The organism is Geodermatophilus telluris (genome assembly GCF_900102745.1).
Classification (GTDB): Bacteria; Actinomycetota; Actinomycetes; order Mycobacteriales; family Geodermatophilaceae; genus Geodermatophilus; species Geodermatophilus telluris.
Window position 1 is genome coordinate 49,445 of record NZ_FMZF01000008.1, and the last position, 12,755, is coordinate 62,199.

General features: G+C 78.3%; 11 protein-coding genes. 9 read left to right on the top strand and 2 right to left on the bottom strand.

Features of this window, described 5'->3' with window-relative positions:
• Nucleotides 1-4 precede the first annotated feature (4 nt).
• Genes BLQ97_RS21390 through BLQ97_RS21410 form a run of 5 tightly spaced genes read left to right on the top strand, consistent with a single transcriptional unit; the run spans nucleotide 5 to nucleotide 3,968 of the window.
• A complete protein-coding gene (locus BLQ97_RS21390) occupies nucleotides 5-514 on the top strand; it encodes a sigma-70 family RNA polymerase sigma factor (protein ID WP_091369128.1) in 510 nt (169 codons plus the stop codon).
• The gene (locus tag BLQ97_RS21395; RefSeq protein WP_091368809.1) at nucleotides 498-1,625 is read left to right on the top strand and encodes a hypothetical protein; all 1,128 of its coding nucleotides are present in this window, start codon (nucleotides 498-500) and stop codon (nucleotides 1,623-1,625) included. The genes BLQ97_RS21390 and BLQ97_RS21395 overlap by 17 nt, the downstream gene beginning before the upstream one ends.
• Nucleotides 1,622-2,584, top strand: a complete 963-nt coding sequence (locus tag BLQ97_RS21400) for an ABC transporter ATP-binding protein (protein ID WP_217637311.1) — start codon at nucleotides 1,622-1,624, stop codon at nucleotides 2,582-2,584. The genes BLQ97_RS21395 and BLQ97_RS21400 overlap by 4 nt, the downstream gene beginning before the upstream one ends.
• Entirely contained in the window at nucleotides 2,581-3,438 is an 858-nt protein-coding gene (locus tag BLQ97_RS21405; protein ID WP_091368811.1) for an ABC transporter permease subunit, read from the top strand. Before BLQ97_RS21400 ends, BLQ97_RS21405 begins: the two co-directional genes overlap by 4 nt.
• A 20-nt stretch (nucleotides 3,439-3,458) precedes the next feature.
• Complete coding sequence (locus tag BLQ97_RS21410; RefSeq protein ID WP_091368813.1) at nucleotides 3,459-3,968, top strand: phosphohydrolase; 510 nt, start codon at nucleotides 3,459-3,461, stop codon at nucleotides 3,966-3,968.
• Between the two features lie 7 nt (nucleotides 3,969-3,975).
• On the opposite strand, the gene BLQ97_RS21415 is transcribed toward BLQ97_RS21410, so the two are convergent.
• The gene (locus tag BLQ97_RS21415; protein ID WP_091368815.1) at nucleotides 3,976-5,169 is read right to left on the bottom strand and encodes a YVTN family beta-propeller repeat protein; all 1,194 of its coding nucleotides are present in this window, start codon (nucleotides 5,167-5,169) and stop codon (nucleotides 3,976-3,978) included.
• Nucleotides 5,170-5,363: 194 nt separating this feature from the next.
• Here BLQ97_RS21415 and BLQ97_RS21420 point away from each other — a divergent pair, with 194 nt between their 5' ends.
• The 4 genes from BLQ97_RS21420 to BLQ97_RS21435 all read left to right on the top strand — a co-directional run bounded on the left by BLQ97_RS21420 (nucleotide 5,364) and on the right by BLQ97_RS21435 (nucleotide 11,819).
• Complete coding sequence (locus tag BLQ97_RS21420) at nucleotides 5,364-6,404, top strand: 3-oxoacyl-ACP synthase III (protein ID WP_091368817.1); 1,041 nt, start codon at nucleotides 5,364-5,366, stop codon at nucleotides 6,402-6,404.
• A complete protein-coding gene (locus BLQ97_RS21425) occupies nucleotides 6,401-8,938 on the top strand; it encodes an alpha/beta fold hydrolase (RefSeq protein ID WP_091368819.1) in 2,538 nt (845 codons plus the stop codon). The genes BLQ97_RS21420 and BLQ97_RS21425 overlap by 4 nt, the downstream gene beginning before the upstream one ends.
• The gene (locus BLQ97_RS21430; RefSeq protein ID WP_091368822.1) at nucleotides 8,935-9,918 is read left to right on the top strand and encodes an NAD-dependent epimerase/dehydratase family protein; all 984 of its coding nucleotides are present in this window, start codon (nucleotides 8,935-8,937) and stop codon (nucleotides 9,916-9,918) included. The genes BLQ97_RS21425 and BLQ97_RS21430 overlap by 4 nt, the downstream gene beginning before the upstream one ends.
• Nucleotides 9,919-10,070: 152 nt before the next feature.
• On the top strand, nucleotides 10,071-11,819 hold the full coding sequence (locus BLQ97_RS21435; RefSeq protein WP_091369134.1) for a PHA/PHB synthase family protein: 1,749 nt from the start codon (nucleotides 10,071-10,073) through the stop codon (nucleotides 11,817-11,819).
• 4 nt (nucleotides 11,820-11,823) lie between these two features.
• On the opposite strand, the gene BLQ97_RS21440 is transcribed toward BLQ97_RS21435, so the two are convergent.
• Entirely contained in the window at nucleotides 11,824-12,723 is a 900-nt protein-coding gene (locus tag BLQ97_RS21440; protein WP_091368824.1) for an alpha/beta fold hydrolase, read from the bottom strand.
• Between the last annotated feature and the right edge of the window lie 32 nt (nucleotides 12,724-12,755).

Here is a 12,755-nt window from a genome sequence, read left to right on the forward strand (position 1 = left end):
GACCGTGGCGGGAGGCGACGCCGTCCGGGCCGACCTCGAGCAGGTCTTCCGCACGGCCTGGCCCCGGGTGGTCGCCGTCGCCACCCGCGTCGTCGGCGACCGGCACCGCGCCGAGGACGTCGCCCAGGAGGTGTTCCTCTCCTTCGCCCGCTCGTCGGTGCCGGCCGGCGAGGCAGCGGGGTGGCTGGCCGTCGCCGCGGCGCACACCGCCCTGAACCACCTGCGCGCCGACCGCCGGCGGGCCACCCGCGAGGAGGCCGCCGACCGGCCCGACCCCACCACCCCCGACGTCGCCGACGACGTCGTCACCCGCGACGAGCGGCGCCGCGTGCGCGCGGCGCTGGGCCGGCTGCCCCGCCGACAGGCCGTCGCGCTCGTCCTGCGGCACAGCGGCCTGAGCTACGCCGAGGTCGCCGCCGCCCTCGACCTCTCCCCCGGCAGCGTCGGCACCACCGTCCGCCGCGCCGAGTCCGCCCTGCGTGAGGAGCTGACCCGCCATGCGCCGAACCACTGAGCGCCGACCCACTGGGCGCCGAACCACCGAGCGCCACCCGTCCGAGGGCACGCTGCGCCGGCTGGTCGACGAGCCGGCCGGTGTCGCCGACGCCGACCGCGCGCACGTCGCCGGCTGCCCGGCCTGCCTGGCCGGCCTGGCCGCCGCCCAGCGCGACGCCGCCGCCGCGGCCGCCGCGCTGACCGCCGGCGCCCCCGGCGGGGCCGACGCCGGCACCGACGCCGCCTGGCACCGGCTGTCGGCCGCCGTCGCCGCCGGGCGGCCGCGCCCGGCGGCCGCGCCCCGCCGGCGGTGGACGCTGCGGCGGCCGCTGGTCGCCGGCCTGGGGGTGGCCGTCGTCCTGGCCGGCGGCGGGGTCGCGGCCGCCGGTGACTGGCTGCAGGTGTTCCGCACCGAGCAGGTCGCGCCGGTGACGGTCACCCAGGCCGACCTGGTCGCGCTGCCCGACCTCACCGCCTACGGCGACGTGGAGGTGCTCGAGGAGCCCGACGTCCACGGGGTGCCCGACGCCGCCGCCGCGGAGGCGGCCACCGGCCTGGCCGTGCCGCAGGTGGCCGAGCTGCCGCGCGGCGTCACCGGCGAGCCGTCCTACCAGGCCGGCGGCCGGGTGAGCGCGGTGTTCACCTTCTCCGCCGAGCGGGCGGCACAGGCCGCCGCCGCGGTCGGCGAGCAGCTGCCGCCCCCGCCGCCGGGGCTCGACGGCGGGCGGTTCCGGCTGACCGCCGGCCCGGGCGTGGCCGCGGTGTGGCCGAGCGCCAACGGCGTGCCGGCCCTCGTGGTGGCCCGCGCGGTCGCCCCCACCGGCGAGTCGTCCGGCGTCCCGTTCGCCACCGCCCGCGACTACCTGCTGTCGCTGCCCGGCATCCCCGAGGACCTCGCCGCCCAGCTGCGCGGCTTCGGCGGCACCGGGACGACGCTGCCGCTGCCGGTGCCGGCGGGCCTGGCCACCAGTGAGCCCGCCGACGTCGACGGGGTGCCCGCCACCGTGCTCACCTCCCGCGACGGCCTGGTGGCCGGCGTGGTGTGGGTCGAGGACGGCGTGGTGACCGCGGTGGCCGGCTCGCTGGGCGCCGACGAGGTGCTCGCCGTCGCGCGGGGCCTGGACGGGTGAGCGCCGGCCCCGACCTCGCCGCGGCCCGCGGGCTGCTGGCCTCCCTGCCGCCGTCGCCGGCGGTGTGGTGCTCGGACCTGCGCAAGCGCTACGGCCGGCGCACCGCCGTCGACGGCGTCTCCTTCACCGTGGGCCGCGGCGAGGTCGTGGGCCTGCTCGGCCCCAACGGCGCCGGCAAGACCAGCGTGATCAAGATGCTGCTCGGCCTGGTCCGGCCCGACGCCGGGGAGGTGCACCTGCTCGGCCGCCCCGGGCGCGACCCCCGCGCCCGGGAGCGGGTGGGCTACCTGCCCGAGTTGTTCCGCTACCAGCCGTGGCTGACCGCCGCCGAGGTGCTCGCCCTGCACGTGCGGCTGTCCGGGACGGCGGTGCCCGGCGCCGAGCAGCGCGACCGGCTGGCCCTCGTCGGCCTGGCCGACCGCGCCGGCGACCGGGTGGGCGGCTTCTCCAAGGGCATGCAGCAGCGGCTGGGCCTGGCCGTCGCGCTGGTGGCCCGCCCGGAGCTGGTCGTCCTCGACGAGCCGACCAGCGCGCTGGACCCGCTGGGCCGCGCCGACGTCCGCGACGTCGTCCTGGCCCTGCGGGAGGAGGGGGTCGCGGTGCTGCTCAACTCGCACCTGATCGGCGAGGTGGAGCGGGTCTGCGACCGGGTCGTCGTGCTCGACCGGGGGCGGGTGGCCGCCGCGGGCACCCTCGGCGAGCTGCTCGGCCGCCGCGAGCTGCGGCTGCGGCTCACCGGCGTCGGTGCCGACGCCGAGGCCCGGCTGGCCGCCGCCGGCCGGCTGACGCACGGCGGGGAGGCGTGGACCGTGGAGCTGCCCGGCGACGGGGAGGACGCCGACGTGCCCGGCCTGGTGGCCGACCTGGTCGGCCTCGGGGTGCGCGTGCACGCCGTCGAGCCCGGCCGGATCACCCTCGAGGAGCGGCTGCTCGGCATCCTCCGCGGGGACCGGCCGTGACCGCCCGCACCGTGCTCACCGTCGCCGGGCTCACCCTGCGCGAGGCCGCCCGCCGCAAGGTGCTGCGGGCGCTCGCGGTGCTCACCCTGGCGCTGCTGGGCCTGTCCGCCTGGGGCTTCGCCAAGCTGGCCGGGCTGGAGTCGCAGGCCGGGGCGCTCACCAGCGGCGAGGTCCGGCTGGTGGCCTCGCAGCTGCTCAACCTGGTCATGTTCGGGCTCAGCCTCATCGCCGCGCTGGGCACCGCCTTCCTCGCCGGGCCCACGCTGTCCGGGGAGGTGGAGTCCGGGCAGGCGCTGGTGCTGCTGGCCCGCCCGGTGCGGCGCAGCGCCGTCCTGCTGGGCAAGTGGCTGGGCCTGGCCACCTTCGGCAGCGCCTACGTCGTGCTGGCCGGGCTGGCGCAGTTCCTCGTCGTCCGGGTGACCGTCGACTACTGGCCAGCGCAGCCGGTGGTCGGGCTGGCGCTGCTGGCCGGGCAGACGGCGGTGCTGCTCACCCTGGGCCTGCTGCTGGCGACCGCGGTCTCGCCGATGGCCTCGGGCGTGGTGGCGGTCGGCCTGTTCGGCGCCACGTGGATCGCCGGCGTGGTCGGCGGGGTCGGCGCGGCGCTGGGCAACGAGGGCGTGGCCCGGGTGGGCACCGTGTCCCGGATGCTGCTGCCCACCGACGGGCTGTGGCGCGGCGCCATGCACGCCTTCCAGGACCCCTCGGCGGTGCTGGCGGCCGGCGCGGAGTTCGCGGGTTTCCCGTTCCTCAGCGAGGCCGGGCTCACGCCGGCCTACCTCGCCTGGTCGCTGCTGTGGGTGGCCCTGGTGCTGGGGCTCGCCGGGACGGTCTTCGCCCGCCGCGACGTGTGAGCCGCCGTAACCTCGCTCCCGTGGGGTTCAGCGTTCCCGATGCGCACCTGCTCGCGCTGCGGGCGCACGAGGGGCAGGTCGACGCGCAGGGGCGCGACTACTACCTGGCGCACCTGCGGCCGATCGCCGAGGCGCTGCGCCCGCACGGGCCGTACGCGGAGATGGCCGGCGTGCTGCACGACGTCGTCGAGGACACCCGTGACCACCCCGACCCCGACCGCCGCTACGACCTCACCCGGCTGCGCGCCCTCGGCGTGCCGGAGGTGGTGGTCGAGGCCGTCGACGCGGTCACCCGCCGCCCCGGCGAGCCCTACATCTCCGGGCTGATCCGGCGCTCGGCGGCCCACCCGCTGGGCCGGCTGGTCAAGCTCGCCGACAACAAGCACAACCTGGCGGCCAACGCCGAGCTCGCCCGGGTCGACCCGGACAAGGCGCGCAGCCTCCGCGAGGGCCGCTACCGCCCGGCCCGGCGGATCCTGCTGGCCGCCGAGGCCGCCGACCCGGTGCACGGCGGCCGCGTGCTCGTCTGAGCCGCCCTCACCCGGCCGGGGCGGCCTCGAGCACCTGCACGGTGCCGTCGCCGAAGTTGGTCACCAGCAGCCGACCGCCGTCCGGGGTGACCGTCACGCTGGTCGGGTCCGCGCCGACGGGCACGCGTGCGGTGACGGCGCCCGCGGCGACGTCCACCACGCCGACGGTGCCCTCGTCGACGTTGGCCGTGTACAGGTGCCGGCCGTCGGGGGCCCAGGTGACGTCCTGCGGGCCGGCCCCGACGCCGGCCACGGTCGCGGCGACGGTGTCGGTCGCCGGGTCGACGAGCACGACGTCGTCGCCGATGTAGTCGACGACCGCCAGGCGGGTCCCGTCGGGTGAGAACTCCAGGCTGTGCGGCCCGTCCCCCACGGGGATGGTGGTGACCACGTCGTGCGCGGCCAGGTCCAGCACCGTGACGACGTCGGAGAAGTGGTTGGTGACGTAGGCCGTGGACCCGTCGGGCGCGAAGGCGATCCAGTGCGGGGACGGCGGGACGTCCACCCGCTCGACCAGGGCGCCGGTGGCCGCGTCGAGGACGTCGAGGTGGTCCTCGTCGAAGTAGGGCACGTAGAGCAGCCGCCCGTCGGGGCCGGTGGACAGCGCGTAGGGGCCGCGGCCCACCGGCACGGAGGAGAGCACCCGGTCGGCGACGGTGTCGATCGTGACGACGGCGTTGACCGTGTACTCCTCGTCGAAGGCCGACACGTAGGCCCGCGTGCCGTCCGGGGAGAAGGTGACCATCTGCGGCGGCGCCTGCGGCACGGGGATCGTCGCCACCGGCTCGGCCTTCGCCGCGTCGATGCGCACCACCGCGCCGCCCGCGGGGTCGGCGACGTAGCCGAACCCGCCCCCGGGGGCGAGGGCCAGGTGGTGCGGCGCCTGCCCGACGGCGACCGCGGGCCCGGACACCGGGGTGGCCGCGCTGGCCGACGGTCCGGCCGGCGACGGGGCGATCGGCGGCGGCGTCGCGGCGCCGGACGTGGCGGGCCCGCCGCCCCCGTGCTCCCCGTGGCCGCCGTCCGCGGCGGCCGGGGTCGCGGTCCCCTCCGCGGCCGCCTCCGACCCGGACCCCCCGCCGCGCCAGAGGAGGACGGCGACCGCGGCGCCGGCGAGCAGCAGCGCGGTGAGCACGGCGACGGCGGCCCGGCGGTGCGCCCGCCGGCGGCGGTGCCTGCCGTGGGAGGTGTGGGTGTCCATGGCCGCCCCCGTCGCTCACACCCGTTCCGCATAGTCTCTCCGGACGTGCATCGTCGGGGCGTCCGGGCCCCGCGACAAGTAGGGACGGCGCCGGGACCTGCGCTCCGGCCGTGTGCGGTGGGGGTGCGCGGGTAGTGGCCCCGCACCGAGGGCGGCGCGCAGGGGGTCGGCCCTTCCGAGGACTGGATCCAGGGATGAGCGGCCTGTACACGAACGGCAACACCACGCACCGGTTCGGCAACACCGCCGTCCTGGCGGTGCAGACGGCCGACGCCAGCCGGGTGGTCACCTCCGACGCCTTCGACGACGCGCTGGCCGACACCTACCGGCGGGTGGGGCTGCGCCCGGGACTGCTCGAGCGCCTCGCCGGCATCCGGGAGCGCCGCTGGTGGGCCGAGGGCGTCACCTTCGTCGACGGCGCGGCCGAGGCCGGCGCCAAGGCGGTCAGCGAGAGCGGCGTCGACCCGGCCGCGATCGGCCTGATGGTCAACACCTCGGTCAGCCGGCGGTACCTGGAGCCCTCGACGGCGGTCGCCGTGCACCACGCGCTGGGCCTGCCGCGCTCCTGCCAGAACTTCGACGTGACCAACGCCTGCCTCGGCTTCGTCAACGGCATGGAGCTCGCGGCGGCGATGATCGAGTCCGGGATGGTCGAGTACGCCCTCGTCGTCAACGGCGAGGACGCCCGCCCCGTCCAGGAGCGCACGGTCGAGCGGCTCAACGGGCCGGGCACCGTCTCCAAGGACGTGATCGCGCAGTTCGCCACGCTGACGCTGGGCTCCGGCGCGGTCGCGATGGTGCTCGGCCGGGCCGACCGGCACCCCGAGGGGCACCGCCTGGTCGCCTCGGTCAGCCGCGCCGGCACCGAGCACCACGAGCTGTGCACCGGCGACAACGACCTCATGCGCACCGACCTCAAGGGCCTGCTCGACGCCGGGCTGCAGCTGTCGGAGGACATGTGGGCCGAGGCCGCCGGGCAGGTCGACTGGGCGGCGGGCATGGACCGCTACGTCGTCCACCAGGTGTCGAAGGTGCACACCCAGGCGATGTGCGACCGGTTCGGCATCGACCCGGCGCTGGTGCCCACCACGTTCCCCACCCGGGGCAACCTGGGCCCGGCGTCGGTGCCCTACACGCTGGCCGGTCAGCAGGACTCCCTCACCGACGGCGACCGCGTGCTGCTCATGGGCATCGGCTCGGGCCTCAACGTCTCCTGCCTCGAGCTCGCCTGGTGACGGCCCCCGACAGTCCTGACGGCACCGGCCTCCCGCCGGACCTGCCGGGCCTGGACCCCGCCTGGTCGCGGACCATCACCGTGGCCGACGCCACCGGGGCCAAGCACACCTGGCACGTCCTCGACAACGGCGTCCCCGACCCCGCCGGCACGCTGCTGTGCGTCCACGGCAACCCCACCTGGTCCTACCTGTGGCGGCGGCTGCTCGCCGCCGCGCCCCCCGGCTGGCGGGTGGTCGCCCCCGACCAGCTCGGCATGGGCTTCTCCGAGCGGCTGGACGGGCCCCGGCCGCTGGCCCAGCGCATCGCCGACCTCGGCGACCTCACCGCGGCGCTCGGCGTCACCGGGCCGGTGGTCACCGTCGGCCACGACTGGGGCGGCGTGATCTCGCTGGGCTGGGCGCTGGAGCACCGCGCGGACCTGCGCGGCGTCGTCCTCGCCAACACCGCCGTCGCCATGCCCCCGGGCGACTGGGGCCCGCTGCTCATCCGCGCCGCGGACGCGCCCGGCGTGCGCGCGGCGGTCACCGTCGGCACGCCGGTGTTCGTCCGGGCGACGACGGCGCTGTCCCGCCCGCCGCTGCCGGCCGCCGTCCGGCGCGCGTTCGCCGCGCCCTACCGGACCGCGGCCCGCCGGCGGTCGGTGGGCGACTTCGTGGCCGACATCCCCTTCTCCCCCGGCCACCCCAGCCGCCCGGCGCAGGAGGCCGTCGCCGAGGGGATCCGCGGCCTCGACGTCCCGGCGCTGCTGCTGTGGGGCCCGCGCGACCCGGTGTTCGGCGAGCGCTACCTCGCCGACCTGCGGGAGCGGCTGCCGCAGGCCCAGCTGCACCGCTACGCGGGCGCCTCGCACCTGCTGCCCGAGGACGCGCCGCAGTGCGCCCGGGCGGTCGCGCAGTGGGTGACCGACCTCGGCCGGCCCGCCGCCCCGGCCCGCCCCGCGGGCGACGGCGGGCGGCGACTGTGGTCGGCCCTGGAGGAGCGGTCGGGCGAGGACACCGCGGCGGTCGCCGAGGTCGGCGGCGCGACGGTGTCCTGGTCGGCGCTGGCCCGGCGGGTGCGCGACCTCGCCGCCGGGCTGGCCGCCGCCGGGGTCCGGCCCGGCGACCGGGTCGCGCTGCTCGTGGAGCCCTCGGCCGACCTCACCGCCACCGTGTACGCGGTGTGGCGCGCCGGTGCCGTCGTCGTCGTGGCCGACAAGGGCCTGGGCCTGCGCGGCATGCGCCGGGCGCTGCGCGGCGCGGCCGTGCGGCACGTCGTCGGCAGCCGCGCGGGGCTGGCCGCGGCCCGGGTCATGGGCCTGCCCGGGACCCGGATCGCCGCCGGCCGGGCCGGCGCCGGGCGCGGCGCGGCGCACACCCTCGAGGGCCTCGAGGCGCTCGGCCGGACGGCGCCGGTGCCCGGCGAACCGGCGGTCGACGACGACTGCGCGGTGCTGTTCACCTCCGGCGCCACCGGGCCGGCCAAGGGCGTCGTCTACACCCACCGGCAGGCCGCCGCCCAGCAGGAGCTCGTGCGGGCCACCTACGGCCTGACCGGCGGGGACCGCTTCGTCGCCGCGTTCGCGCCGTTCGCCATCCTCGGCCCCGCGCTGGGCATCGGCTCGGCCGTCCCCGACGTCGACGTCACCGCACCCGGGTCGCTGACCGCGCCCGCCCTGGCCGACGCCGCGGCCGCCGTCGACGCGACCGTCGTCTTCGCCTCCCCGGCGGCGCTGCGGCGGGTCGCGGCCACCGCCGGCGACCTGTCGCCCGCGCAGCGGGCGGCGCTCGCGCGGGTGCGGCTGCTGGTGTCGGCCGGCGCGCCGGTGCCGGCGGCGCTGCTGCGGTCGCTGCGGGAGGTGCTGCCCGCCGCCGAGCCGCACACCCCCTACGGGATGACCGAGGCGCTGCCGGTCACCGACGTCTCGCTGGCCGGCATCGAGGCCGCCGGCGACGGCGAGGGCGTCTGCGTCGGCGCCCCGCTGCCCGGCGTCACCGTGCGGGTCGCCCCGCTGTCACCCGACGGCACCGCCGACGGCCCGCTCACCGACGCCCCCGGCGTGACCGGCGAGGTCTGCGTGTCGGCGGCGCACGTCAAGGACCGCTACGACGCGCTGTGGGCGCTGGAGCGGGCGGCCTCGCGCGACCCCGGCTTCCACCGCACCGGCGACGTCGGCCACCTCGACGCCGCGGGCCGGCTGTGGGTCGAGGGACGGCTGCAGCACGTGGTGACGACCGCCGCCGGGGTGGTCACCCCGGTCGGCGTGGAGCAGCGGGTGGAGCGGCTCGACGGCGTCGCGGCGGCCGCGGCCGTGGGCATCGGGCCGGCCGGTGCGCAGGTGGTCGCGGTCGTCGTCGTGCCCTCGGGCCGGCGCCGGCGGCTCGGCCTGGCCGGTCCCGCGCTCGCCGACGCCGTGCGGGCCGCCGCCGGCGTCGAGGTGGCCGCGGTGCTCACCGCCCCGCGCCTGCCGGTCGACGTGCGCCACCAGTCGAAGGTCGACCGCGCGGAGGTGGCCCGCCGCGCCGCCCGGTTCCTCGCCGGCGCCCGGCCGTGAGGGTGCTGGTCACCGGCGCCAGCGGGATGCTCGGCCGGGCCACGGCCACCGCGCTGCTCGGGCGCGGCGACGAGGTGACGGTGCTGCAGCGCCGGCCGTCCGGGCTGCCGTGCGCGGAGGTGCTCGGCGACGTCGCCGACCCGGCGGTCGTGCGCCGGGCGGCCGCGCGGCAGGACGCCGTGCTGCACCTGGCCGCGAAGGTCGACGTGACCGGGCCGTGGGCGGAGTACCGGCACGCCAACGTCGAGGGCACCCGGGCCGTCCTCGACGCGTGCCGGGCGGCCGGCGTCGGCCGGCTGGTGCACGTGTCCTCGCCGTCGGTGGCGCACGCCGGGACGGCGCTGGCCGGCGTCGGCGCGGACCCGGCCGACCCCGGGCGCGCCCGCGGCCGGTACTCCCGCAGCAAGGCGGTCGCCGAGCTCGACGCGCTGGCCGCCGACTCGGCCGGCCTGGCCGTGCTCGCCGTCCGCCCGCACCTGGTGTGGGGCCCGGGCGACACCCAGCTCGTCGGGCGGATCGTGGCGCGGGCCCGGGCCGGCCGGCTGCCGGTGGTCGGCTCGGGCGCGGCGCTGGTCGACACCACCTACGTGGACAACGCCGCGGCCGCCCTGGTCGCCGCCGTCGACGCGTGCGGGCCGGTGCACGGCGAGGCACTGGTCGTCTCCAACGGCGAGCCGCGCCCGGTCGCCGAGGTGCTGGGCCGGCTGTGCCGGGCGGCCGGCGTCCCCGGCCCGCGCCGGCGGGTGCCCTTCGCCGCGGCCTGGGCCGCCGGCGCCGCGGTCGAGGCGGTCTGGGAGGCGACCCGGCGGCGGTCGGTGCCGCCGCTGAACCGCTTCCTCGCCGAGCAGCTGGCCACCGCGCACTGGTTCGACCAGCGCCGCACGCGGGCCGCGCTCGGCTGGCGGCCCGCGGTGTCCCTCGAGGAGGGCTTCACCCGGCTGGCCACCTGGTACGCGCGCACCGCCGCCGTCCCCGCCTGACCGCCGCCCGACCGCCGCCGGCCGGCCCGGTGTCGCCGGTCTCACTGCGCGCAGGTCTTCCGCGGGACCCCGCTCTCCCGGTGTGCTGGCACCAGGACGCGCACCCCGGCTACGGTCGACGGCGTGTGATGCAGCTCACAGAGGGGGTCCCCGTGACGACCACGACGACGACACCGCCCCGCCCGCGCCGGGCCGCCGACCGGCCGGCCGCGGACGCCGGCCGCGCCCCGCGCGACACGCCGCAGGGCATCCCGGTCGAGGGCGGCGAGCCGGTCGCGATGCCCTCCCCGCGGGGGATGGTGCGCGGGGTGGCCGCCACCCTGGCCCAGCCGCGGCCGCTGGCGCGCGAGGCCGTCCGGCTCGGGCGCGACGCCCTGCGGATCCTCCGGGGCACCGACGAGATCGCGCCGTCGCCCAAGGACGCGCGCTTCGCCGACCCGGCCTGGTCGCTGCACCCGGGCTACCGGCGGCTCGCCCAGTCCTACCTGGCCACCACCGGCGCGCTCGACCGCCTGGTCGAGGACTTCGCGGCCGGCGGCGCCGACTGGCGCGAGGTCGAGCAGGTCCGCTTCGTGCTCACCGCGCTGTCCAGCGCGCTGGCCCCCACCAACACCCTGCCGGGCAACCCGGCCGCGCTGAAGCGGGCCTTCGACACCGCCGGGCTCAGCCTGGCCCGCGGCGCCCGGAACATGCTCAGCGACCTGGTGCACAACGGCGGCATGCCGTCGCAGGTCGACCGCAGCGCCTTCACCGTGGGCGAGGACCTCGGGGTCACCCCCGGCGCCGTCGTGTACCGCGACGAGATCGTCGAGCTCATCCAGTACACGCCCTCGACGCCGCGGGTGCGGGCCCGCCCGCTGGTCGTCGTGCCGCCGCCGATCGGCCGCTTCTACTTCCTCGACCTCCGCCCCGGCCGCAGCCTGGTCGAGTACGCGGTGAGCCGCGGCCTGCAGGTCTTCATGATCAGCTGGCGCAACCCCACGAAGGCGCAGTCGGAGTGGGACCTCGACACCTACGCCGGCGGCGTGCTCAGCGCGGTCGACGCCGCCCGCGAGATCACCGGCTCCCCCGACGTCACGACGCTGGGCCTGTGCGCCGGCGGCCAGGTGATGACGACGGCCCTCAACCACCTCGCCGCCCAGGGCGACGAGCGGGTGGCCGCCGCCGGCTACGCGGTGACGCTGCTCGACTTCGCCAGCCGGGCCCCGCTCGGCGCCTTCTCCGGTCCCCGGCTGCTCGACGTCGCCCGGCGCAACTCCCGCCGCCGCGGGGTCATCACCGCCCGCCAGATGGGCTCGGTGTTCACCTGGATGCGCCCCGACGACCTGGTCTTCAACTACCTGGTGCGGCAGTGGCTCATGGGCGAGGCCCCGCCCGCGTTCGACATCCTGGCGTGGAACGCCGACGGCACGAACCTGCCCGCGCGGCTGCACGAGCAGTTCCTGGACATCTTCCAGCACAACGCCCTGGTCAAGCCGGGAGCGCTCACCGTGCTCGGCACGCCGGTGCACCTGAGCCGGATCACCGTGCCCACCTTCGTCACCGGCGCGCTCACCGACCACCTCACCCCGTGGCACGGCTGCTACCGGACCACCCAGCTGCTGTCGGGGCCGAGCACCTTCGTGCTCAGCTCCAGCGGCCACATCCAGAGCCTGGTCAACCCGCCGGGCAACCCCAAGGCCCGCTACTGGACCGGCGGCGAGCCCGGCCCCGACGCGCACGCCTGGCGCGCGGCGGCCGAGGAGCACACCGGCAGCTGGTGGGAGCCGTGGTCGGAGTGGGCGATCGAGCGCTCCGGGGACGAGGTGCCCGCGCCGGAGTCCCTCGGCAGCACCGCGCACCCGGTGCTGGAGGCGGCGCCCGGCTCCTACGTCCGCGACCGGGTGCCGGCCCGCGGCTGACCGGTCAGGCCGGCCGGGGCTCCCGCGCCACCAGTGCCCGCAGCTCGGCGCGCATGAGCTGCGGGTACTGCAGCGGAACGAAGTGGGTGGCCGGCACCGTGCGCAGCCGGGCGCCGGGGACGGCGCGCGCCGCGGCCGCCACGTCGGCGACGTCGACCAGCGCGTCGTGGCTGCCGGCGACGAAGGTGGCCGGGCAGCGCACCGCCGCGACGTCCAGCGGCGCGTGCTCGGCGACGGCGAGCACCAGGTGCCGGAACCAGCGCCAGTCGTGCCGGGAGAACTCGCGCAGCACCGAGTAGAGGGCCGCCGGGTGCCCCGCCTCCCGCGCCGGGCCGCGGACGCCGTCGGCGGTGAGCAGCTCCGGCCACGGCGGCAGGCTGCCCACCAGCACCGGCAGCAGCGGCCCGACCAGCGGCAGCAGCCGGCTGCTCAGCCGGCCCGCCGGGGTCCGCAGCCGGCGCGGCACGCCCAGCGGGGCGAACAGCGCGGAGAACGAGCCGCCGGGCACCCCGGCGACGGCCAGCAGCGACCGCACCCGCGCCGGGTGCTCGAGCGCCAGCTCGAAGGCCACGTTGACCCCGAGCGACCAGCCGACGACCGTGGCCGAGGGCAGCCCGAAGGCGTCGAGCACGGCGCGGGCGTCCGCGGCGTGGTCCTCGACCCGCACCCGGTCGCGGTCGGCCGGGCGCTGCGAGCCGGCCAGCCCGCGGTAGGACCAGGTCACCACCCGGAAGCCGCTGCCCGGCGCGACCAGCCGCGGCCAGGCCGCGGGCGGCGCGCCGAGGCCGTTGCACAGCAGGACCGGGACGCCGTCCCCGCCGTTGCTCCAGGCCCTCAGCCGCGTCCCGTCCGCAGCCCGGACCGTGCTGTGCCCTCCCTGCAGGGTCCCGCCGCGAGCGCTCATGGCCTCCCTGCAGGGGCCCGTCGCGAGCCTGC